General features: G+C 65.0%; 15 protein-coding genes. 5 read left to right on the top strand and 10 right to left on the bottom strand.

Translation table 11 applies throughout. The features are described from left to right. Positions 1-8: 8 nt before the first annotated feature. From GYA94_RS08090 to GYA94_RS08110, 5 genes are all read right to left on the bottom strand, one after another. Positions 9-1,655 (bottom strand): AMP-binding protein, encoded by a 1,647-nt coding sequence (locus tag GYA94_RS08090; protein WP_161892091.1) that lies wholly within the window; start codon positions 1,653-1,655, stop codon positions 9-11. A gap of 157 nt (positions 1,656-1,812) precedes the next feature. Continuing rightward, entirely contained in the window at positions 1,813-6,306 is a 4,494-nt protein-coding gene (locus tag GYA94_RS08095; RefSeq protein ID WP_161892092.1) for an NEL-type E3 ubiquitin ligase domain-containing protein, read from the bottom strand. Between the two features lie 99 nt (positions 6,307-6,405). Next, entirely contained in the window at positions 6,406-10,905 is a 4,500-nt protein-coding gene (locus GYA94_RS08100) for an NEL-type E3 ubiquitin ligase domain-containing protein (RefSeq protein WP_161892093.1), read from the bottom strand. Positions 10,906-10,972: 67 nt separating this feature from the next. Continuing rightward, entirely contained in the window at positions 10,973-11,995 is a 1,023-nt protein-coding gene (locus GYA94_RS08105; RefSeq protein WP_054904903.1) for an AraC family transcriptional regulator, read from the bottom strand. 92 nt (positions 11,996-12,087) lie between these two features. After that, a complete protein-coding gene (locus GYA94_RS08110) occupies positions 12,088-13,152 on the bottom strand; it encodes an AI-2E family transporter (protein WP_161892094.1) in 1,065 nt (354 codons plus the stop codon). Positions 13,153-13,287: 135 nt separating this feature from the next. Between GYA94_RS08110 and trhP the strand changes: the two genes are divergently transcribed. From trhP to GYA94_RS08130, 4 genes are all read left to right on the top strand, one after another. Further along, positions 13,288-14,622, top strand: coding sequence for a prephenate-dependent tRNA uridine(34) hydroxylase TrhP (gene trhP / locus GYA94_RS08115; protein WP_161892095.1), 1,335 nt, complete (start codon positions 13,288-13,290; stop codon positions 14,620-14,622). A gap of 45 nt (positions 14,623-14,667) precedes the next feature. Next, positions 14,668-15,096 carry a DUF411 domain-containing protein gene (locus tag GYA94_RS08120; protein WP_161892096.1) on the top strand — a complete coding sequence of 143 codons (429 nt, stop codon included), beginning with the start codon at positions 14,668-14,670 and terminating at the stop codon, positions 15,094-15,096. After that, positions 15,096-15,533 (top strand): YqaA family protein, encoded by a 438-nt coding sequence (locus tag GYA94_RS08125; protein WP_161892097.1) that lies wholly within the window; start codon positions 15,096-15,098, stop codon positions 15,531-15,533. The genes GYA94_RS08120 and GYA94_RS08125 overlap by 1 nt, the downstream gene beginning before the upstream one ends. 75 nt (positions 15,534-15,608) lie before the next feature. Continuing rightward, positions 15,609-16,607: an alpha/beta fold hydrolase gene (locus GYA94_RS08130; protein WP_161892098.1), complete on the top strand. Its 999-nt coding sequence runs from the start codon at positions 15,609-15,611 to the stop codon at positions 16,605-16,607. A gap of 13 nt (positions 16,608-16,620) precedes the next feature. Here the strand turns inward: GYA94_RS08130 and zapE are convergent, their stop codons facing one another. The 5 genes from zapE to GYA94_RS08155 all read right to left on the bottom strand — a co-directional run bounded on the left by zapE (position 16,621) and on the right by GYA94_RS08155 (position 21,471). Further along, positions 16,621-17,733: a cell division protein ZapE gene (zapE, locus tag GYA94_RS08135; RefSeq protein ID WP_110676832.1), complete on the bottom strand. Its 1,113-nt coding sequence runs from the start codon at positions 17,731-17,733 to the stop codon at positions 16,621-16,623. Positions 17,734-17,766: 33 nt separating this feature from the next. Continuing rightward, a complete protein-coding gene (locus tag GYA94_RS08140) occupies positions 17,767-18,918 on the bottom strand; it encodes a PQQ-dependent sugar dehydrogenase (protein WP_110676829.1) in 1,152 nt (383 codons plus the stop codon). 22 nt (positions 18,919-18,940) lie between these two features. Next, positions 18,941-19,258, bottom strand: coding sequence for a hypothetical protein (locus GYA94_RS08145; RefSeq protein ID WP_009684192.1), 318 nt, complete (start codon positions 19,256-19,258; stop codon positions 18,941-18,943). 143 nt (positions 19,259-19,401) lie between these two features. Beyond that, positions 19,402-20,367: an agmatinase gene (gene speB / locus GYA94_RS08150; protein ID WP_161892099.1), complete on the bottom strand. Its 966-nt coding sequence runs from the start codon at positions 20,365-20,367 to the stop codon at positions 19,402-19,404. Between the two features lie 24 nt (positions 20,368-20,391). Continuing rightward, on the bottom strand, positions 20,392-21,471 hold the full coding sequence (locus GYA94_RS08155; protein ID WP_161892100.1) for an extracellular solute-binding protein: 1,080 nt from the start codon (positions 21,469-21,471) through the stop codon (positions 20,392-20,394). Positions 21,472-21,573: 102 nt separating this feature from the next. On the opposite strand from GYA94_RS08155, the gene GYA94_RS08160 reads away from it, so the two are divergent. Next, a complete protein-coding gene (locus GYA94_RS08160; protein ID WP_110676823.1) occupies positions 21,574-22,464 on the top strand; it encodes a LysR family transcriptional regulator in 891 nt (296 codons plus the stop codon). Positions 22,465-22,556: the final 92 nt, after the last annotated feature.

Here is a 22,556-nt window from a genome sequence, read left to right on the forward strand (position 1 = left end):
TTTTCCTTTCAGGCGCTGGCAGGGGTGGCCTGCGGCGTGTGTTGTTTGGCGACTTCCTGGTTACGCAGGATGAAGCGTTGCAGCTTGCCGCTCGGGGTCTTGGGCAGGTCGCTGACGAATTCGATTTCGCGGGGGTAGGCGTGCGCGTACAGGCGCTGACGCACATGCTGACGCAATGCCTCTTCAAGTTCGGGGGTGCCGTGATAGCCGCTGGCCAACACCACGAACGCCTTGATCAACTCGGTGCGCTCCGGATCCGGCTTGCCGATCACCGCAGCCTCGATCACTGCCGGGTGTTCGATCAACGCGCTTTCCACGTCGAAAGGGCCGACACGGTAACCAGAGGTGGTGATCACATCGTCACTACGCCCGACGAAGCTGATGCTGCCGTTGCGGTTCAACTCGACGGTATCGCCGCTCAGGTAGTACTTGCCGACGAAGGCCTTGGTCGGCAAACCCTGGTAGCCAGCGAACCAGCATAGCGGCGAACGCTCGCGGTCGACCGCGAGTATGCCTGGCTCGCCGGCCGGCAGCTCGCGCCCCTGCTCGTCCAGCACCACGATCCGATGGCCCGGGATGGCGAAGCCGGCCGAGCCCGGGTGCACCGGGTGCTGCAGGCCATGATGGTTGCACAGCACCATGCCCAGTTCGGTCTGCCCGTAGTGGTCGTGGATGGTCACCCCCAATTCGTCGGCAAACCAGCGAATCACTTCCGGGTTCAGCGGCTCACCGGCACTGCTGACAACGCGCAGGCGGCCTCTGATCGGTGCCGCGAAGGCATCGCCGGCCGCGATCAGCAAACGGTAAGCGGTGGGCGACCCGGCCAGGTTGGTGATGCCCAGCGTTTCGATCACCCGCACACAGCTTTCGACACTGAACGGGCCATCGTAGAAGGTGGTGGCATGCCCCAGGGACAGCGGCCCGGTGACGGCGTAGTACAAGCCATAGGCCCAGCCGGGGTCGGCCAGGTTCCAGAAGTTGTCTTCGCGGCGCAGGTCGATGGCATCGCGCATGTAGCCCTGGAAGGCGACGATGGCACGCAACGGTACTTCCAGCGGCTTGGCCGGGCCGGTGGTACCGGACGTGAACATCAGCAGGAACGGGTCGTCGCCCGAGCGCATCACAGGCTCGCATTCAGGCGCGGCGCCGGCCAGGCACTGCTGGAAATCCAGTTCGCCACTGCGGGCGTTCACCGTGATGACCGTCGGGCAGGCGTGTACATCGTCCAGCTTGCCCCGGTTGACGCTGTCTGTGACAACGACACAGGCGCGTGACTGTTCAAGACGGTGCTCGATGGCCTTGGGCCCGAAGGCGGTGAACAAGGGCTGGTACACCGCCCCGATGCGCCAGGTGGCCAGGATGCTGACCAGCAACTCGGGGGTGCGTGGCAACAGCCCCGCCACCCTGTCGCCCACCTGCACGCCTTGCGCCTTGAGCACATTGGCGAACCGTGCGGCCAGCATGTGCAATTGCTCGAAGCTGTAGCGGGCAGTGTGGCCATCGCGATCGACATGCAGCAGTGCCACCTTGCCACCGCCGACATGGCGGTCACAGCACTCGACACACGCGTTAAGGGTTTCGAGGTTGCCGTGCAGTGCCCCAGCTACGGTGTTGCCAAGCTCGAACAGGCGAACAGCCTCGGCGTAATCACGCATCGTCGGACTCCTGGTTTGTTGTTTTTGGAGTTAACCATCGGTCCGACGATGTTCGCGCCGCGCGTCACCCGCGGCAATGGCCAAAGCTGTCAATCTGGGTGACCGGTTTGGCCGTGCGCAGGCCGTGCAATGCGCTCGCGCGCTGCCCTGCGGCGGGTCAAGCCCTGTTCAGGCGTTCCCGGGTCAAGCGCAGGGCCAAGGCTTCCAGCGCCTCCTGGCGGTCGCGCATCAGTGTTCGGGCCTGGGCGTCGTAGGCACCACTGCCCAACTGCTGCATACGCTCTTCCAGCGCCTCCATGGCCTGCTCGAATTGCTGCTGGATCAGGGCGAAGTCCTGTGGGTGTTCGGCGCGCAACACCTCAATCCAGAAGTCCCGCTGGCTGATGTAGCGCGTGATGTCTTCACTCGCCTCCCCTGCCAGCACTGCATTGCAGGCACGCTCCAGGTCGGCTTCAGAGACCACGGCCAACGCACCGAACAGCATGTACCGTGGCTGGCCGATCAGGTTCAAGCGTTCAGCCAGCCCTGTGCGGTAGGCCAGGCTGACCTCGACTTCCTCTTCGGCATGATCGCCGCGCTGCCAACGGCCATCCGCGTAGCGGCTGTTGATGTCCGCCCTGGCCAGTGCCAGTACGGTGTCAAGGCGGTACAGGCGCCGCGCCAGCAACAGCCGGGCATCACGGGTAGCCACAGGCTCACCGCCCTGGGTGGCGTGCAGTACTTGGTACCGGACCTCCAGGTTGCTGAAGCAATTGGCGAGATTGTCGGCGCAGGCACGTGGTTCGTCGGCCAGCGCGAACAAGGCTTCGCGCAGGTCCCGGTCCACCGACAGCGCCTCGACCAGGGTCCACACCCTGGCGCCCAATTGTTCAGGCGCAAGGCGGAACTCGGCACTCTGGGTCATGCCCACCAGCAGTTCGAAGAATGCATCACTGCCCGGTTCACTGCGCAAGGCCTGCCACAGCTCGCGGCCTAGGGCCTGGTCAGCCTCTGCGCGCGTGCCCAGCCATGCGTGCATGGCCTGCTCTTGTGCACCTTCGCCAAGCATGAGCGGGACGGGCACGATTTCAGGTGCATACAGTTGCTCGCGCAACGCAGTGGGCAGCGCGTTGCCTTCCACGTCCACGACTTGCCTCACCGCGGCCGGGGCGTCGAGCAATGCCTGGGGCAGCTCGGCAATCTGGTTGTCGCGCAGATCGGCATACTCCAGGCGCGCGCACCATTGCAGGCCTGAAGGCATGCTGGTCAGCCCGGTACGCCGCAAGCGCAGCCGCTGCAGCCGGTGCAGCGCCGATACATCCAACTGTAGAGCGCCCAGCGGGTTGTCGTTCAGGTCCAGTCGGCGCAAATTGACGCAGCGCAACAACGCAGCCACTTGCCCGGCGCTGGGGCGGATGTTGTTGTTGCGCAGTATCAGCTGGGTCAGCTCGGGCATCTCTTCAAGGCCCTCAGGTAGCTCACGCAGGGCATTGTCGCTCAGGTCGAGCGTGCGCAGGTGCCGGAAGCAGCCCAGGAAACCAGGGGGCAGCGCAGGAACGTGCAAACCTGCCAGTGTCAGTTCCGCCACATGGCCAAAGCTGCTGCCCTGCGGCAACGTCGGCAACTCCCCTACCGCCATGTCAGCCACGTGCAGCCGCAGGCCGACCGGGTTGTTTTGCGCATCGAACACCCGCTCACCTTCCAGCCGCCAGGCGCGGAGCAATGCAGAGGCCAACCGCCGGCGCGCATGCCGGGCCGGGCCCATGACGCGGAACATCCAGCGCTGCAGCTCTTCGTTCAGGCGCCGGAATTCCTGTTCCTGCAGCAACAGGCTGTCGAAGGGCGAGCCGTCGATCTCTGCCATGATCCCCAGGTAACGCTCGACATCGTCATCACTGAACGACGGGTAAAGCCCACGCAGGCGGTTGCGCAACATCTGCTCGATCGACGATGCGGAAGGTAGCCTGCTGGCGCCGCCGCCGAGCAGGTAACCCAGGCGCCCGTCAGGCAAGCGTCGCATCGAGGCGCCCAGCGCCCGCGCTTCACGCCACCCAAGCAGCTTCAGCAGGTCCGAGGAACGCTCGGGTATCGCGCCTTGCAGGGCCAGGCGCAAGCTGTCGGCAGCAGCCCCACCCGTGGTACCCAGGCGCTGGCGAGACGCGCTCGGCAGGCACGCCGCCAGGACCTCGAACAGCCCAGCGGGTTCTGCCACCTCCCGTTCGGCAGGCAGGCCCTGTTCGTCATACAGGGTAAAGGCCCCGTCGCGCCAGACCATGACCAGCGTCTGCTGGCTGCCCGCCTGGGGCAGCAACCGTTCCTGCAAAGGGCCGAACACTGAGCGGTCCCGCAACTCCAGGTTGAGCATGCTTTGCGCAAACCCCTGCCGACGCAGCAGGGCAAACGCCAGCGCGACCGCATCGGGGTGATATCTGCAGCGCAGGTAGAACGCCTCGCGCGCCCTTGTCAGGCGGGCCAGTTGCAACGAGGCACGGGCCTGTTGCGCCAAGCCCAGGGGGACCCGGCCGGTGCTTTCCATCTGCGCCCGCATGGCATCGCTGGCGTGGCTCAGCACGTCGAGCGTGTAGGCGTGCGGCAAGCCGGGATAGTCGCGCGTCAGCAGGCTTTGCAAAGTGTCTGCACCGAGGTGGCAACACGAGAAGTACTCGAACATCCCTTCGCGCAGGCTCTGCGCATGCAACGCGATCTGCGCGAGCTGGGCAGGCAGCGTCTCCGCGTCGATATCCAGCTCATGCACGCACCACTGCAACAGCTCGGTATCGTTCACGGTGGTATCGAGCTGCTGGAAAAACGTCTCTATCCTGGCATCCACCGCAAACCGCTCGAGGGTGTCGCGCAGCTGAACCGGAAGGGGCCGCTCCTCAACCAGCAAACCGCGCAGAAAAGCCTCGTCGACATCGGCCACTTTCAGTACCTGCGTCAATCGCTCTGGGGCAAGTGACTGTGCGGCCGGCCACAATCGCGCCAGCAGACGTGCAGTGCCCTGCCACTCCAATGGCCGTTCGGTCACCAGGCGCCAGGCGCGCTCGCCATTGGTTTGCAAGGCTGGCCCGTAAACATCGGGACCCTCCCGGTGCAACAACCGCCAGGTACCGTTGCGATCCTCTCGCACGCTGTACAATGCCTCATCGCAACGCCACCAATGGCCGCTGCCATCGGTCAACAGACCGTTCTCCAGCGTGGTCAATGGCGCTGCTGGCAGCGCCTGGCGGTAAGGGGCCAGGTCATCGTGCCACAAGCGTGCCTGGCCCGCCTCGTTGGTCACCGGGTGCAGTTGCCCGACAAAGGCGCTGTGCAAGGCATAGGCCCCGCCAAGCACAGCGCCGTTGACCGCCAGCGAGGTGGCCACCTGCATCATGTGCTGCAAGGCCTCGTGCTGATGGCCCTGGCTCCAGTCACTGAAACCTTCGAACACCTGCCCCAGCAGTTGCCTTGCCATGTCGGCCATCAACAGCGTGCCAACCACCGGCACGAACAACCCGGCCAGGTTGAGCAACACCTCGCCGACGCCCTCCAGGGCACGCAACCGCTCAGCCGCAGCATCGCTATCGGCCTGTTCGGTGGGCACCGCCAGGTATCGGGCATCGGCCTTGATGCGCTGAATGTGCCAGGCGGCCATCTGCTCGAAGATGGGCGTCGACGTCGAGAGCCTGCGCGGTTGCAGATCAGGCTCGTCGTCTTGCAGGCGTGTGGCGAGCAACGCCTGGTAGCCGGCACGCTCGCTGAGCGCAATCCGCCGTGCAAACGCGCTGCGGTAATGGGGAGCAGCCATTGCCGCGACCAATGCGCGGTTGGCAGTGGGCCAATCAGGGTAGTACTGCAGTGGCCGAGCCTGATCATCTGGCAGGTACAACAGCACCCCTTTGAGCAGCAGCAACCTCCCTGTCCCACCGACGGCAATCGACCACGAGTCGAGCAATTCGATGACCAAGGCGCCGTCCACCCGGCAACCCAGCACCTGCAGCCCGCCCACCCGAACATAATGGCTGCCGGGGTTCGTCGGGGTCTCGCCACGACCCAGTTGGCGCAGCATGCGCACTTCATTGATCTTGAGCTGCCCCTTGAGGGTGGCAATTTCTGTAGCCAGCGCCAGTTCCAGGCGCTTGTCCAAGGCCAGGTCGCGTTCGAAGGCCGCGTTCATGATCGCTGCCAGATGCCCCTGGTAGGCCTTGCCGACATCGGCTTCCCGGCAGGCGGCCACGACCGCGTCGATAGTTGCAGGCAGGGCTTGTTCTTCACGCTCGGGCGCGATGGGCGGCCGTACCAGCGCGGTCTGCTCGAAGAACGACTCCCTGGGCTTGAAGTTCTGTAACAGCTTTTCCAGCGCAGGCACCCTGACGAAGTACGATTCGAACTGGCGGATGCCGCCAAGGTCCACACGCAGGCGCCGGCGCTCTTCACGCCAGGTCAGCCGATCGAGCGGTACAGCAAGGCCCAGGGCGCCGTTCAGGCGCGCCTCGGCAAACGCCATCAGTGGCTGCAGGTGTTCGGTAGCACTGCTGAGTGTGCGCTGGCTGGCAAGGTGCGCATCCAGTGCAGACTGCAGCGCAGCAAGGCCGACAGGGCTGGCCTTGCTTAGCCAATCAGGCAAGCGGTTGGCAATGAAGCGCTCTACCGGGTATTGGAGCCAGGGTTTTGCAGGTTGCGAGGGCATGGTCAGTGTTCCTTGACGGGGATCATGACCCCCGACTGTGCCGCCTTCCCCAGCGGCGATGGCAGCAGGAAACGATCGCCTGCCGCCAACGCCCGGCAGTCACCCCGAAGCGCGCTCAGTCCTGCTGCCCGACCCCGTGGGCAGGTCCATCGCCTCGCGGGTCAAACGCAACAGCAACGCCTCGATCGCCGCCTTGCGCTCTTCCGCGAGCCTGTCGAAATCGCGCAGGTAGGCGCCTTCATTGGCCGCCTCCGCGCTCAGCCCCTCCATGCGGCCCCAGAAAGGCGCTTCCACGGCATTGAACGCTGCTGGTTGTTCGCGCCGCAGGTACTCCTGCCAGAAATCACGTTGCGCGATGAAGCGGGGCAACTGCTCGGTAGCCTCCGCTTCACGCACCGTTGCAGCCGCTGCAGCCAATTGCTGCCGGCTGACCGCGGCGATGGTCTCGAACTGCATCGTTCTCGGCTGCCCTGGCAGGTCCAGCTCTTCAGCCAGGCCGGTGCGATACGCCAGGCTGACCTCGACTTCATCGACATGCTGCCCTTGCGCCAGGCGCGCCTTCACATCCTCTCGGGCCAGGCGCTCCACCTGTTCCAGGCGAAACAACTGCCTGGCCACACGCAAGCGGGTGAGCCGTGCGGCCACGGGTTCAACCTGTTGCAATGACTGGCGCAGATACAAGCGCACTTCCAAGGCACTGAAACAGCTCGCGACGCTGTCGGCACAGGTTCGCGGGTCGGCAGCCAGGTTGAACAGTTCTTCGCGCAACACCGTGTCGCTCTGCATCGCCTCCAGCATGCGCCACACACGCCGCCCCAGGTCATCGGGAATGACCTGATAATCGCGCGTGTCGGTCAGCTCCGTCAGCAACCGGAAGAATGCATCGCTGCCTTCTTCACGCTGAACGCCATCCCACCGGGCCTCACTGAAACCCCGCTGCGGCGCCGCGACCAACGCCAGCCAACGCTCGCGTGCGGTGGCGATGGCCAGCAAAGGCTCGTCAACGGCAGCCTCCACTGCACCTGCGGCCAGCATGCGCTGCCTGACGGCATTCGACAGCGGATTACCCGATAACTGCACCGCCCGCCGCAACCCCTCAGGCGCCTCCAGCAGCGGCTCTGGCAGTGCACCGATATGGTTGTCGCGCAAATCCGCGAGCTCCTGCAACCGGCAGCGGTGCAACTGCGCAGGTACCGTCTGCAAGTTGGCGCCGCGCATGTGCAGTTCGCGCAGGCGCCCCAAGGTGTCCAACTGCAGCGCAATGGCGCCCAGGGGGTTGTGATTCAGATCGAGGACACGCAGGCGCGTCAGGCTGCCGAGGGTTGCAACACCCGCCGCCGTCATGCGGATCTGGTTGCCCGCCAGGCTGAGGTTGGTCAGGTGCGACAGGTGCCTGAGGTCGGCAGGCACCTCGCTCAGGCGATTGCCACTCATGTTCAACCAGCGCAGCTGGGTGAAACAGCGCAGGAAGCTGGCCGGCACATGCTCCACGGCCAGGTCGCTGAGTATCAGTTCAGCAAGATGGTTGAAATCGGTGCCCGCCGGCAGCTCCGGCAGGCTGCGCAAGGGTACGCCCGTCAGGCTCAGGCGCATGCCTTGGGACACGCCGTGCTGGTCGACGATCCGCTCGCCGATCAGGCGCCAGCTGCGTCGCAGTTCGCCTGCAGCAGACAGCCGCGCCGCCTGGCTGGCACTGTTGCGGGTACCCTCCACCCACCGTGTCAACGCGTCGCTGAACCTGCGGTACTGTTGTTCCTGCAGCAACAGATTGCAGAACGCCGAACCTGGCCGCTCCAGCAGCAGCTCCAGAAAGGTTTCCACTTCCTCTTCATTGAAACCTGGATAGAGGCTTCGAATGCGGGTACGCAACACGCGCTGGCTGAAGTTACCCGCTGCGCCCCTGCCGCTGAGCACGTAGCCGACCCGGCCATCGGGCAGGCGCCGAACAGGGTTCGGCGGCACGCCAACGTCACTGGCACCCAGTAATTTCAACAGCGCAGCACGCCCCTGCGGTAGCCAGCGTTGCAGGGCCAGGCGCAGTGCACTGCGCGCCTGGTCGCCCTGCCAACCCAGGCGTTGCCTGTCTGCCGTGGGCAGGCAGGCCAGCAGCGCTTCGTAGAATTCAAGCGGCCGCCGCGCGCTGGCCTGTAGCTCGGTACCGGCCACGTCATACAGGCGGTAGTGGCCCTCCTGCCGGACCATCACCACGTTGGCGGCGGTTTGTTCCGGCCCAGGCAGCTGCGCCAGCCGACGCCCCGCAAGCGACCCCTCACGCAGCTCCACCTGCGCTGTTGCCGGCCACTTGGCATGCTCGCGCAACAGGCAGAACACCAACTCGTCCAGGCCGGGGTGGTGGCTGCCAGCCAGAAACAGCCCTTCACGCATGCGCGTCAGCCTGGCCACTTGCAACAGCTCGCGGGCCTGCTGCGCCACCGCCAACGGCAGGCGCGCCTGGGTGCGCAGGATGACCCGCTGCTCGGTCGAGATATGCCGCAGAACCTCCAACACGTAGGCGTCTGGCAAGCCCGGAAAATCGCGGCGTATGAGCCAGGCCTGGGTGTCTGCCTCCAGATAGCGGCCGCCCAGGTAGTCCAGCAGCCGGGGGCGCAGGCTGGCCGCATGCCGGGTTACCTGCACCACCTGCTCATCCCGCGGCAGCGCTTGCAGGCCAAGGGCGTCCAGGCACCATTGCCACAGCTGACCGTCCGCACTGCCCACCTGGGCGAAGAAACGCTCGATTCGTTCACCTGCAGCAAAGCGCTCCAACGTGTCACGTAACGCGACCGGCATCGGTCGCTTCTCCACCAGCAAACCGCGCAAATGCTCCTCGGATACGTCGGCAACCCTGAGCACCTGCGCAACCCGCGCCGAGCCCAATGATGATGATGCAGGCCACAGGCGCTGCAGCAGCCTTTGGGCGCCTTGCCATTCCAGCGGCCGTTCGCCGGCCAGTTGCCAGGAGGCTTCAGCGTTCCACTCCAGGGCAGGGCCGAAGGCCTTGTCATCGGTGACGTCCTGCAAGCGCCAAGGGCCATGCTCACCCTGCGCCCGTACCCGCCAGTAGCTACCGTCGTGGTACCACCAGTGCCGAACCCCATCGCTCAGCAGGCCATTGTCCAGTTCGCGCAGTGTTCCGCTCGGCCGCGCGCTCTGGTAACGCGTCAGGTCGTTCGACCAAAGCCGTTGCTGCCCTGCATCGTTGGTGACGGGCTCCAGCCCATCGACAAAAGTGCTGCGCACGAAGCCACGCGCCACCACCGTGGCGCCACCGGCAACCGCCGCTGTGACCGCCAGGTTCTCCGCCACCCCCAGCAAATGTTCGATAGCCTCATGCTGATGGCCCAGGCTCCAGTGCCTGGCCCCTTCGTAAACCTCCGACAAGGTCTGCACGACCATGTCGGCAAGCAGCAATGCCCCAACCGTCGGCACGAACAACCCCGCCAGGTTGAGCAGTGCCAGCCCTGCCGACGCCAACGCGTGCTCACGTGCCAGCGTCTGGCTGGAATCGGCATCAGCGGTGGGCACCGCCAGGAACCGCGCATCCTCGCGAATCCGTTGCAACTGCTGTAACGCCAGGCCTTCGAACTGCCCCTGCGGCAAGTTGGCGAAGGTCGGCTCCAGGTCAGGTTCATCATCGGCCAGCCGCTTGGCCAGGGTGGCGACGAACCCTGCCCGCTCATGCAAGGCAATGCGCTCCACCAGCGCCGCATACCGAGCGGGATCCTTGAACATCTCGACCAGCTCGAAGTTCACCACACGCCAGGAAACCAAGTGCCGGAAGGCAGCGTGGGCATCGTCCGACAGCACCAGTTGCACACTGCCGGCATATCGCTGGTTGTCGTTGGCAACCTCAACCACCAGTGCCCCGTGCACCGTGCAACCCAGCACCTGCAACGGGCCGCAGCGCACGGTGCGGCCGTTTGAAAGGGCAGTTCTGCGGCCTGCCACTATATCGCGCACTATCTGTACATCCTCTGCCGGCAGAAGCCCGCGTGTGGCGGCTATCTCCAGTTGCAAGGCCAGGGTTCGGCGCAGGCTGGTGGCCAGTGTTTGCTCAAAGGCAGGGGTGAACAACCGGGCCAGGTGTTCCTGGTAGCGTGCGCCCACATCGGTACTGCGGCAGGCCTCTACAATCCGTGCTGAATCATCGAGGGCCACCCGTTCCGGCACGTCGGTAGCGGGGTCTGCGGGGTATACCAGTGCCGTCTCCAGATAAAAGGATTCGCCGCTGGCAAAGTTTTGCATCAACCTCTGCAACGCCGGCACCCTCACGAAGTAGGACTCATCCGTGGGCAATTTTCCTGGCTCGACCTTGAACCTGCGCCGCTGCTCGCGCCATTCCAAGCGGTCGAGATCCAGCAGCGCGCCGCCCTCCCGGTGAAGGCCCTGGGTCAGCAAGCGGCGGGCAAACGCATCGATCGGCTGCAACTGCCGGAGTACAGCGGACATTTCAGCTTGGCTTGTGAGGTAGGCGCTATAGGCATCGCGCAGCGCCATGATTTGTGAGGCGCTGGCCCGCCTCAACCAATCAGGCAGTATCTGGCTGATGAAATCATCCGTCGCGCGTTCGAGCTTGGGGTGCAGGGGTGCCTGTGGCATGAAGGGGTGCTCCTTTGGCTGGAAACCCCCGACGCTGACGCATTGGCGCTGTGTGCAGCAGACGGAATCAGTTGCCAGCGTGGCGAGCCTGGACCACCGCGCGGTATTGCCCCGGGTTGCAGCCGAACCACTTGCGAAAGGCCTTGTAGAACGAACTGGCATCGGCAAAACCCAGCCGTTCGGCAATTTCGCCCATGGCTGGCTCGGCGCCGACCAGCCAGGTGGTGGCAAGCTCGCGCCGCACGCTGTCCTTGAGCCCCTGGTAGGTCTGCCCCTCTTCGGCCAGGCGCCTGCGCAGCGTAGAAGCAGACAGGCACAGCGTTTGCGCCAGGTGCTCCAGCGCTGGCCATTGCGCAGGTGCCTGGCGCAGCAGATCGGTACGAATGCGCCGCGCCAGGCTGGACGGGTCACGGTAACGCACCAGGATGTTGGCGGGCGCTTCGGCAAGAAAACGCTGCAATTCCTGCTCGCTGCGCCGCACTGCCAGGCCAAGGCAATCGGCGGGGATGATCATGCGCGTACGCGGGCGGCCGAACTGCAGGCTTTCGGAAAACATCACCCGGTAATCATCACAGAACGGTGGCTCGGCGCAGCGCAGGTCGATCGCCAGGATGGGGATGCGCCGCCCGGCCAGCCAGCAGGCCACGCCATGCACGATCATCCAGAAGGTGAAGTAGGTGAAGGCACGGCGCGGCTCCGCGCGCGGTTCGTTGATAACGATCTCGGCCAGGCCCGGTTGGCGCACCAGGCACGGCTGCAGGTCTTCGAGCATCAGCGCCAGAAAGCCCAGGGCCGTTTCCAGGCCTTGCCCCAGGGTTGGCTGAGCCATGCTCGCACGGCACATGAACGCCAGGCTGCCAGTGCGCAGCCCGCGAGGGTCCATGGCAAAGAACTCGTCATTGCAGCGCCGGGCCAGCAAGCGCCACAGGCGCGCATAGGATTGCGCGGCAACGCGCGCCTCGGGCAGCTCGAGGCAACTGGCATCGATGCCGGCACGCGCCAGCAGGGCGGCATTGGCTTCGCCCGCTGGGCAGGTCTGCATCAGCGCCTCACGCACCAGTTGCATGGAGATCGTATCTTTCGTGCTCATCGGTTGTTCCGGGCCCAGTCACCGGCCATCTTAGGCCGCTGGCGCGAAAACACCAGCCCTTGGGCACACCGCGCAACAGCCATGGCCGGCCGTCACTGCGGCAATTGCACCTGCGGCTTGGCCTCGGCGAAGATCGCCCAGCTGGACATGAACAGCGCCGCGATCAACGGCCCGATAACGAAGCCGTTGAGCCCGAACACCGTCAACCCACCCAATGTGGATACCAGGATCAGGTAGTCCGGCATGCGCGTATCCTTGCCTACCAGAATCGGCCGGAGCAGGTTATCCACCAGGCCGATCACCAGCACCCCGAACGCGGTCAGGATGATGCCCGGCAATATCGCCCCGGTCAGCAGGAAGTAGACGGCCACGGGGGCCCAGACAATGCCCGCGCCCACTGCCGGCAGCAGCGACAGCAACGCCATCAGCACCCCCCAGACCAGCGCACTGGGAATATCCAGCACCCAGAAGATGAAGCCACCCAACGCACCTTGGGTCACGGCCACCAGCACGTTGCCCTTGACCGTGGCCCGCACCACCCGGTTGAACTTCAGTTGCAAGCGGCGTTTCTGGTGCTCGGGCAGCGGCACGGCCAGGCGCACACGGCGGGCCACATCGGCGCCTTCACGCAGGAAGAAGAACAGCAGGTACATCATGATGCCAAAGCCGATCAGGAACTCGAACGTACCCTGGCCAAAGCTGAAGGCCTGGCTGGCCAGCACCTGGCTGCCCTGGGTCGCCCACTTGGTGATCTTGTCGCGCAAACCATCGAGGTTGCCCACGCCCAGGTGGTCCAGCCCGTTTTGCGCGAACGCCGGCAGCATGTCCTTGCCCCGTTCGACGTAACCGGCAATGTCCAGCTGCCCGCTTTCGATCCGTTGGTACAGGGTCGCGCCTTCCTGCACCAGCAGCAGGCTGGTGATGATCACCGGCAGCACTGCCACCAGCAGGCAGATCATGGTCGTGGTGATCGCTGCCAGATTGCGCCGGCGACCAAAACGCATCACCAGGTTGCGCTGCAGCGGGGCAAACAGGATAGCCAGCACAACCGCCCAGAATATCGCGCCGTAGTACGGCAGCAGGATCCACACGAATGCGATGGTCACCAGCGCCAGGAGTACCCCGAGGGCTTTGTTCTGTAGGGCAGTTTCGTTCATTGCAGGTCCTCGAATGGCGTATGCGATATTAGTTCGCGCCGCTTGGCCAAAAGTGCCGCTACATCCGTTGATATATATCAAAACATGCACCAGCCCCGTGCCTTAGCATCCGCGCCCTTTGCCCCGGTGCGCACCATGACCCTGATCAGCAAGCCCGAACTCCTGGCCCCTGCCGGCACCCTCAAGACCATGCGCTATGCCTTTGCCTATGGCGCCGACGCGGTCTATGCCGGCCAGCCGCGCTACAGCTTGCGGGTGCGCAACAACGAGTTCGACCACACCAACCTGGCACTGGGCATTGCCCAGGCCCACGCGCTGGGCAAGCGCTTCTACGTCGTGGTCAACATCGCCCCGCACAACGCCAAGCTGAAGACATTCCTCAAGGACCTGGCACCGGTGATCGCCATGGCGCCGGACGCGCTGATCATGTCCGACCCCGGCTTGATCATGCTGGTGCGCCAGCATTTTCCGGACATGCCGGTGCACCTGTCGGTACAGGCCAACACGGTAAACTGGGCCAGCGTGCAGTTCTGGCAAGGCATGGGCCTTGGCCGGGTGATCCTGTCACGCGAGTTGTCACTGGAAGAAATCGGCGAAATCCGCCAACAGGTGCCGGGCATGGAGCTGGAAGTGTTCGTGCATGGCGCCCTGTGCATGGCCTACTCCGGCCGCTGCCTGTTGTCGGGTTACCTCAACAAGCGTGATGCCAACCAGGGCACCTGCACCAACGCCTGCCGCTGGAAGTACGATGCCACGCCCGCCACCGAGAACGCCGTGGGCGACATCGTTCGCCAAGTGCAGCCCACCCTGGGCCTGGGCGCCCCTACCGACCAGGTGTTCCTGCTGCAGGAAAGCAACCGGCCCGGTAGCGAAATGCCGGCGTTCGAAGATGAGCACGGTACCTACATCATGAATGCCAAGGACCTGCGCGCCATCCAGCACGTGGAACGCCTGGTCGGCATGGGCGTGCATTCGCTGAAGATCGAGGGCCGCACCAAGTCGCATTTCTACTGCGCCCGCGCCGTGCAGGCGTACCGCCAGGCAATCGATGACGCAGTGGCCGGGCGCCCCTTCGACCGCGCGCTGATGGACAACCTGGAGTCGCTGGCACAACGCGGCTACACCGAAGGTTTTCTGCGCCGCCACGTGCACGACGAGTACCAGAACTACCAGCGTGGCAACTCGGTGTCCGAGCGCCAGCAGTTCGTTGGCGAGCTGACCGGAGTGCGCGTCGACGGCCTGGCCGAGGTCAAGGTGAAGAACCGCTTCAGGGTGGGCGACCACCTCGAGCTGATGACCCCGCGCGGCAACTACCATTTCGACTTGCAGCGCCTATGCAACGGTCAGCGGCAGGCCATCGAGGTAGCGCCGGGTGATGGCCACGTGGTCTACCTGCCGATTCCGGAACAGGTCGCCCTCGACCACGCGTTGCTGATGCGTGACCTTGCCCCCGAAACAGCCACCTGCTGAGAATCCTGTACTATGGCCCGGTTTGCTCTGAAGGAGTGTTGCGACATGCTGCGTAAACATCTGTTGACCCTGGGCCTGCTGGCCATGAGCGGCCTGGCCCAGGCTAGCGACACCATCGACGTGTACCGCGACCCCAACTGCGGCTGCTGCAAGGCCTGGATCAGCCACCTGCGCGATAACGGTTTCACCGTCAACGACCATGTCGAACCGAACATGAGCGCGGTCAAGCAGCGCCTGGGCGTGGCCCCACGCCTGGCTTCGTGCCATACCGGTGTGATCGACGGCAAGTTCGTCGAAGGCCACGTGCCGGCCGAACAGGTACGCCTGTTGAGCCAGCGCAACGACCTCAAGGGCCTGGCCGTGCCGGGCATGCCGATGGGCTCACCGGGCATGGAAATGGGCGACCACAAGGATGCCTACCAGGTGATCGGGGTGACCCAGGGCGGCCAGGACACCGTGGTCGCCAACTACTGATGCTCGGCCTGTGGGCGCTGTTTTTCAGTGCCTTTGGCGCCGCCACCCTGCTGCCGCTGCAATCGGAAGCCGTGCTGGTCGGGCTGTTACTGGGTCAGCCCGAGGCCTGGGCCACCCTGCTGCTGGTCGCCACCTTGGGCAACGTGCTCGGTTCGGTGGTGAACTGGCTGTTGGGCCGGGCCATCGAGCACCTGCGCGACAAGCGCTGGTTCCCCTTCAGCACCGCGCAGTTGGCGCGTGCGCAGCAACGCTACCAGCGCTGGGGCCAATGGTCGCTGCTGCTCAGCTGGATGCCGGTGATTGGCGACCCCTTGACGCTGATTGCCGGGATCATGCGCGAACCGTTCTGGCGCTTCCTGCTGCTGGTGAGTGTGGCCAAAGCAGGGCGCTATGCAGTGCTCACCATGATCACCCCGGGCTGGTTTCACGCTCGGTAACACCTTTCGCCCTCCCCTTGGTCCATGGGCTGTTACAGTGCTTTTTTCCTACAAGGTTCTACAGGGAGTTCCCCCATGCTGCGCGCAACAGCTCTGGCCTTGGCGTGCCTGGCCGGCGGTTCGGCCGTCGCTGCCGAATCGCCCACCTTCGGCCCCCAGCTCGAAGGTTTCCGTTACCCGCATCCGCTCCAGCATTTCGACTTCAAGTCCCAGGGCCAGGCCCTGCAGATGGGCTACATGGACGTGCCTGCACAAGGCCAGGCCAACGGCCACAGCGTGGTGTTGATGCACGGCAAGAACTTCTGCGCCGCTACCTGGGAAACCACCATCAAGGCGCTGAGCAAGGCCGGCTACCGAGTGATCGCCGTCGACCAGGTCGGCTTCTGCACGTCCAGCAAACCGGCGCACTATCAGTACAGCTTCCAGCAGCTGGCAGACAATACCCATGCCCTGCTGGAGCGCCTGGGGGTCAAGCGTGCCAGCGTGCTCGGCCACTCGACAGGCGGCATGCTCGCCACCCGCTACGCGCTGATGTACCCGCAACAGGTCGAGCGGCTGGCGATGGTCAACCCGATCGGCCTGGAAGACTGGAAGGCGCTTGGCGTGCCCTACCGTACCGTGGACCAGTGGTATGCCCGCGAGCTGAAGCTCAATGCCGAGGGTGTACGCGAGTATGAGCGCAAAACGTATTACGCGGGCCGCTGGAAGCCGGAATACGAGCGCTGGGTGCAGATGCTGGTGGGGCTCAACCAGGGCCCCGGGCATGAAGCGGTGGCGTGGAACTCGGCATTGATCTACGACATGATCTTCACCCAGCCGGTGTACCACGAGTTCAAGGACCTGCAGATGCCCACCTTGCTGATGATCGGCGACAAGGACAGCACGGCGATCGGCAGTGATATCGCGCCGCCGCAGGTCAAGGCCAGGCTGGGCAAGTACGCCGAACTGGGGCCGCAGGTGACCAAGCTGATCCCCAAGGGTGAGCTGATCACCTTCGAAGGCATGGGGCACGCGCCGCAGATCGAAGAGCCGGTCAGGTTCAACCGCACGCTGATCGAATGGTTGGGGCGCTGAGCGGCTGTCGGGCTTAGCCCCCTCCAAACCGCTGCAGTTGCATCTCCCGTAGCCGGCTCAGGGTGCGTTGAAAAGGGAACGCCAGGTACCCCTGGGTGTAGAGGGCATCCAACGGTACGTGCGCCTCCAGGTACAACGCCACCCGGCGGTCATAACATTCGTCGACCAGGGCAATGAACCGGCGCACCGCGTCGTCCTTGGGCGACAAGGCGGGTAGCTGGCGATCGCCCGCCACTACCCGCAGCGCCGCATCCTCGGTGCCACGGGCAATGCGCCCCGCCCGCTGTTCACCGCCCAGCGCCGGCACTGCCGATAACAGAATGGCTGCAAAACGGTCGCACAAAGCCATGAAATCCACGGCTGCCAGGGGTTGCTCGCACAGGTCGGCAAAACGGCACCAGATGGCGTGGTCATTGCGGCGCACCACCTGGACTTGCCGGGTGCCGATCGGCAACGGCCGGTCGGTGCCGCCATCGTCGGGGCCAAGCTGGCGGAACACCTCGCCCAGCCGACTGGCCTGCCCCGCCTCTACCACCCAGTAGCGCTGCTGCGCTGCGCCGGGGTGCAGGCGGTGATCCTGCCCGCCAGCCACCGGCAGCACCTGCATGTGGCGCTGGATTGCGGCGATAGCCGGCAGGAAGCGCTCGCGGTTGAAACCGTCGCGGTACAGTTGCTCGGGTGGCTGATTGGACGTGGCGACAACCACCACGCCCTCGTCGAACAGCACCTGGAACAGCCGGCCAAGAATGATCGCATCGCCAATGTCGTTGACGAACAGTTCGTCGAAGCACAACACCCGGATCTGGCCGGCGAGCTCCCGGGCCAGCGCTTGCAATGGGTCGGCAGTGCCGTTCAGCTGAAACAGGCGCTGGTGCACCCACGCCATGAAATGGTGGAAATGCTGGCGTCGGCTGGGCACGGTGAGGCAGCGATGGAACTGGTCCATCAGCCAGGTCTTGCCACGGCCGACCGGCCCCCATAGGTATATACCCTGGGCCGGGCGGCCCTGTCCAAGGGCCTGAAAACAGCCCTGCAAGGCGTCAACGGCGCGCGCCTGGGCAGGGTCGGCGACATAGCCCTGGGTAGCCAGGGCTTGCTGGTAAAGGAATTGCGGGGTCATGGCCATGCCGCATTCTACACGGCCAAGGGCGCGCCAGGTTCAGGGCTCCTTGCTCAGGCCGACCTTGAGCAGCGCGCCGTCCTTGTCATCGGTGAGTACGTACACATACCCATCCGGCCCCACCCGTACATCGCGGATGCGCGCTTTCAGATCACCGAGCAGGCGCTCTTCATGCACCACCTTGTCACCCTTCAATTGCAAGCGGATCAGTTCCTGCGTGGCCAGCGCACCAATGAACAGGTTGTGGTCCCACGCCTTGAAGGTGGGGCTGTCGTAAAACGCCATCCCGCTGATGCCCGGCGACTTCTCCCAGACATGGTGTGGGTCGACCATACCCTTGACATGCTTGCCCTTGGCCTCGGGAATCGGCAGCAGCGAATAATTGATGCCATGGGTGGCGACCGGCCAACCGTAGTTCTTGCCGGCCTCGGGAATATTGATTTCATCACCACCGCGCGGGCCGTGTTCGTGGGTCCACAGCTTGCCAGTCCAGGGGTTGAGCGCAGCACCTTGCTGGTTGCGGTGGCCATACGACCAGATTTCCGGCCGCACATTGCCCCGGCCGACAAACGGGTTGTCCTTGGGCACCTCGCCATCTGGCCAGATTCGCACGACCTTGCCCTGCAGTTTGTCCAGGTCCTGCGCGGTAGCGCGCTGGTTGTTCTCGCCCAGGGCGATGAACAGGTAGCCATCGCGGTCGAACACAAGCCGCGAGCCGAAATGGTTACCCACCGACAGCTTGGGCTGCTGGCGGAAGATCACGTTGAAGTTCTCCAGCCGGGCGCGGTCTTCGGACAATTGCCCGCGGCCGACCGCCGTGCCGGCCTTGCCGTCACTGCCCTCCTCGGCGAAGGACAGGTAGACCGTGCGGTCTTTGGCGAAGTCTGGCGACAACGCCACATCCAGCAGGCCACCCTGGCCCTCGGCCCACACTTTCGGCACGCCATTGATGGGCGGGCCGACCTTGCCCTCGGCGTTGACCAGGCGCAGGTTGCCGGCACGCTCGGTGACCAGCATGTCCTTGCCACCCGGCAGGAAAGCCAGTGCCCATGGGTTGCGCAGGCCATCGGCCACGGTGCTGACGGTCAGGCTGCCTTCTTCACTGGGAAACTGCTGTTCGGACGCGGCCTGGGCCAGCAGGGGCAGCAGCGCAGCGGCGGTCAGGGTGGCTAGCCAGGGTGCTCGGAGCATGCACAATTCCTTTCAAGTGGGCTTATGGCGCACGCGGGTTGTCGCGCGCTGGCCGGGACGGTTCCAGGTTCGGGGTTTGCTGCTGGCGACGCAGGTTGTCGCCATTGCCGATGCCGCGGTTGTCCAGCGTGGGCACACGCTGTTGCGGCTCGGTAGACGGGCCGCGCACCGGCGGGGTGGCCGGCAGGCTGCCTTGGCGGCTGTTGGGGTTGGCGCGCTGAATCGGGCTGTTGTACGGGTTGCGGTAGTCGGCAGCGAGCTGCAACGGTGGCTGTGGAGCCGCGTGCACGGGCAGGCACAAGGCCAGGCCAAGGGCCAGCGTGGGCAATGTCGGACTCATGCTTCACCTCCTGTACGAAAACGCGGCGCCTGCTGGCTTTGATAGCCTGAGGCGCCAGGGGTTCGCGGCCAGATGTGTGAAAGCAGGTGGAGTTGCATCCTGATGTTTCAGCAGGCGCAGCGGAGGCGGCTGGCGGCCCCCCCTCATTGGCCGGTATCGACCTTGTGCCGGGCGGCATACAGGCACAGCATCTCCATCGCCAGGGTTGCCCCGGCCAGGGCGGTGATGTCGGCATGGTCGTAAGCCGGTGCCACTTCCACCAAGTCCATGCCGACCAGGTTGATGCCACGCAGCCCGCCGAGAATCTCCAGTGCCTGCACCGTGCTCAAGCCACCACACACCGGCGTGCCGGTGCCAGGCGCGTAGGCCGGGTCCAGGCAGTCGATATCGAAGGTCAGGTACACCGGGCGCTCGCCCACGCGCTGGCGAATCGCCGCAATGACCGCCTCGGTGCCCTGCCGGTGCACCTGCCGGGCGTCCAGGATGGCGAAGCCCTGGCTGTCGTCGTTGGTGGTCCGCAGGCCGATCTGCACCGAGTGGGCGGGGTCGACCAGGCCTTCACGGGCGGCATGCCAGAACATGGTGCCGTGATCGATGCGCTTGCCCTCCTCGTCCGGCCAGGTGTCGCTGTGCGCATCGAAATGCACCAGCGCCAACGGGCCATGGTGGCGGGCATGGGCCTTCAACAGTGGGTAACTGATGAAATGGTCGCCGCCCAGGGTGAGCATCGCGCACCCGGCTTGCAGAATGCGTTCGGCATGGGCTTCGATGCTGCCGGGTACCGACTGCGGCGTGCCGCTGTCGAAGGCGCAGTCGCCATAGTCGATCACCGCCAGGTGGTCGAAGGGGTCGAACGCCCACGGCCAGTGGCGGGCCCAGGCCTGCTGCACCGAGGCGGCACGAATGGCCCTGGGGCCGAAGCGTGCGCCGGGCCGGTTGCTGGTGGCGGTATCGAACGGTACGCCGCTGACCACCACATCCACCCCACGCAGGTCGCGGCTGTAGCGGCGGCGAGCAAAACTGGTGATGCCGGCATAGGTACTTTCGGCGGCAGTGCCATACAGGCTGTCGCGGGTAATGGCCTGGTCGTTGTTCAAGGCTTGCTCCACGGTCGGGCTCCTCGGTCTGCAGGGTTATTGGCGGCTGCGAAAGGCAGTCCACAGGCGGTTGCGCTGGCGCAGGTCGGCCAGGGCCATGCTGCGGTCGGCGAACAGCCGCTGACGAACTTCGGCCGGTGGGTAGATATCCGGGTCGGTGCGCACGGCTTCATCCACCAGCGGCGTGGCGGCCTGGTTGGCGTTGGCGAAAAACAGCGTGTTGGTCAGCGCCGCCACCGACTCGGGCTTGAGCATGAAGGCGATGAACGCCCGCGCCGCCTCCGGGTGCGGTGCATCCTTGGGGATGGCCAGGTTGTCTTGCCACACCAGCGTGCCCTCGCGGGGGATGCGGTAGATCAACTCGAACGGCTTGCCGGCACGCCGGGCCTGGTCGGCGGCCATGGCGGCATCGCCGTTGTAGGTCAGCGCCAGGCACACGCTGCCGTTGGCCAGGTCGCTGATCTGCCGGCCATTGGCAACGTAGCTGATCGACGGCTGCAATTGGCCCAGCAGCTTCTGGGCAGCTGCCAGGTCTTCCTTGCTCTGGCTGTACGGGTCCTTGCCCAAGTAGTTCAGGGCCACCCCGATCACTTCCTGCGGCGAGTCCGGCATGGCGATACCGCAGTCTTTCAGGCGGCTGGCGTACTCGGGCTTGAACAGCAGGTCGAGGCTGTCCAGCGGTACCTCGCCCAGGCGCTGGCGCACCGCCTGTACGTTCACCCCCAGGCCCAGCGTGCCCCAGGTGTAAGGCACCGCGTAACGGTTGCCGGGGTCGGCCTCGGCGAGCTTGGCCAGCAGGTCGCGGTCGAGGTTGGCATAGCCGGGCATGGCCTGGGCCTGCAACGGCTGCAGGGCATTGGCCTTCAGCGCCCGCGCCAGCACCGTGGCGGACGGCACGACAACGTCGTAACCGCTGCCCCCGGTAAGCAGCTTGGTTTCCAGCACTTCGGTGGTATCGAAGGTGTCGTAGCGGACCTTGTAGCCGGTCTCCTGCTCGAAGCGCTGCAGGGTCTGCGGGGCGACATAGTCGGCCCAGCTGTAAAGGTTCACGACTTTCTCTTCGGCTTGCAGCGGCAAGGCCAGTACCAGCGACAACAGGCACAACGATGAACGCATGACAGACACCTCGGCAAATGGGTGGATGCCGCGAGCATGTCAGCCGGGTTACATTGAAGAAATGGCAAGTTTGCAAAGCTGACATTCACCAGGAGCAATGCAATGCTCGGACAAGTGCATGACCCCGACCTGCACCTGCTGCGGCTGTTCGTCACTGTAGCCGAGGCCGGTGGCTTCAGCGCTGCACAGGGGCTGCTGGGCTTGAGCCAGCCCACCATCAGCCAACGCATGGCCCAGCTGGAAACACGCCTGGGCTACCGCCTGTGCAGCCGGGGCAAGGGTGGTTTCCGGCTGACCGAGAAAGGCCGGATGCTGTTGGAAGCCACGCGCACGCTGCTGCTGAACATCGAGCAGTTCCGCCAGCAGGCCAACGGTGTTGCCGGGCGACTGCTGGGCACCGTGCGCATCGGCCTGGCGGAAAACCAGGACAAGCAGGTGAGCCTCAAGCTGGCGGCGGCGATCGCGGCATTTCGCCGCCGCGTCGAGTCGGTGCAACTGGAACTGATCAGTGCGCCACCGGCGGAGCTGGAGCGGTTGTTGCTGGAGCAGCGGCTGGACTACGCCATCAGCTATTTTTCCGGTAAACAGGCGGCGTTCGACTATCAGCCCTTGTTCGAGGAACGGCAGCGGCTGTACTGCGGCAAAGGGCATCCCTTGTTCGGCATGCCGCAGGTGCCGCGCCAGCGTTTGCTGGAGCAGGACCAAGTGCGCCACCCGTACCGTTTCATCGAGGGCGACGAGCCGTTCCAGAGCAGGCACGGCATGGCGGTGGCAGAACAGATCGAGAGCGTGCTGACGTTCATTCTGTCGGGCAGGCACATTGGTTATCTGCCGTGTCACAGCGCCCTGGCCTGGGAAGCCGAGGGGCAACTGTGGGCGCTGGACCCGGGGCTGGATTTTGTCGTGCCGTTTACCCTGGCCCGGCACCGGGCGCAGGTGGCCGGCGAGGCACAGCAGGCATTCGCCGAAGATGTATTGGCGGCCTTCGCCTGAAAGCCAAGCACGGTGCCTGCAGGAGCCACTGCCTTTCTCAAAACTTGAAAAGCCTGCGCGATTCATTGTGGGAGCGGGCGTGCCCGCGAAGC

The organism is Pseudomonas juntendi (assembly GCF_009932375.1).
GTDB classification, from domain to species: domain Bacteria; phylum Pseudomonadota; class Gammaproteobacteria; order Pseudomonadales; family Pseudomonadaceae; genus Aquipseudomonas; species Aquipseudomonas juntendi.

Coding starts and splice junctions, on each gene's coding strand:
- zapE (WP_110676832.1), bottom strand. CDS start 17,733: ATGGCCATGACCCCGCAATTCCTTTACCAGCAAGCCCTGGCTACCCAG.
- GYA94_RS08155 (WP_161892100.1), bottom strand. CDS start 21,471: ATGCGTTCATCGTTGTGCCTGTTGTCGCTGGTACTGGCCTTGCCGCTG.
- GYA94_RS08090 (WP_161892091.1), bottom strand. CDS start 1,655: ATGCGTGATTACGCCGAGGCTGTTCGCCTGTTCGAGCTTGGCAACACC.
- GYA94_RS08160 (WP_110676823.1), top strand. CDS start 21,574: ATGCTCGGACAAGTGCATGACCCCGACCTGCACCTGCTGCGGCTGTTC.
- GYA94_RS08110 (WP_161892094.1), bottom strand. CDS start 13,152: ATGAACGAAACTGCCCTACAGAACAAAGCCCTCGGGGTACTCCTGGCG.
- GYA94_RS08125 (WP_161892097.1), top strand. CDS start 15,096: ATGCTCGGCCTGTGGGCGCTGTTTTTCAGTGCCTTTGGCGCCGCCACC.
- GYA94_RS08095 (WP_161892092.1), bottom strand. CDS start 6,306: ATGCCCTCGCAACCTGCAAAACCCTGGCTCCAATACCCGGTAGAGCGC.
- GYA94_RS08140 (WP_110676829.1), bottom strand. CDS start 18,918: ATGCTCCGAGCACCCTGGCTAGCCACCCTGACCGCCGCTGCGCTGCTG.
- trhP (WP_161892095.1), top strand. CDS start 13,288: ATGACCCTGATCAGCAAGCCCGAACTCCTGGCCCCTGCCGGCACCCTC.
- GYA94_RS08120 (WP_161892096.1), top strand. CDS start 14,668: ATGCTGCGTAAACATCTGTTGACCCTGGGCCTGCTGGCCATGAGCGGC.
- GYA94_RS08145 (WP_009684192.1), bottom strand. CDS start 19,258: ATGAGTCCGACATTGCCCACGCTGGCCCTTGGCCTGGCCTTGTGCCTG.
- GYA94_RS08100 (WP_161892093.1), bottom strand. CDS start 10,905: ATGCCACAGGCACCCCTGCACCCCAAGCTCGAACGCGCGACGGATGAT.
- GYA94_RS08105 (WP_054904903.1), bottom strand. CDS start 11,995: ATGAGCACGAAAGATACGATCTCCATGCAACTGGTGCGTGAGGCGCTG.
- GYA94_RS08130 (WP_161892098.1), top strand. CDS start 15,609: ATGCTGCGCGCAACAGCTCTGGCCTTGGCGTGCCTGGCCGGCGGTTCG.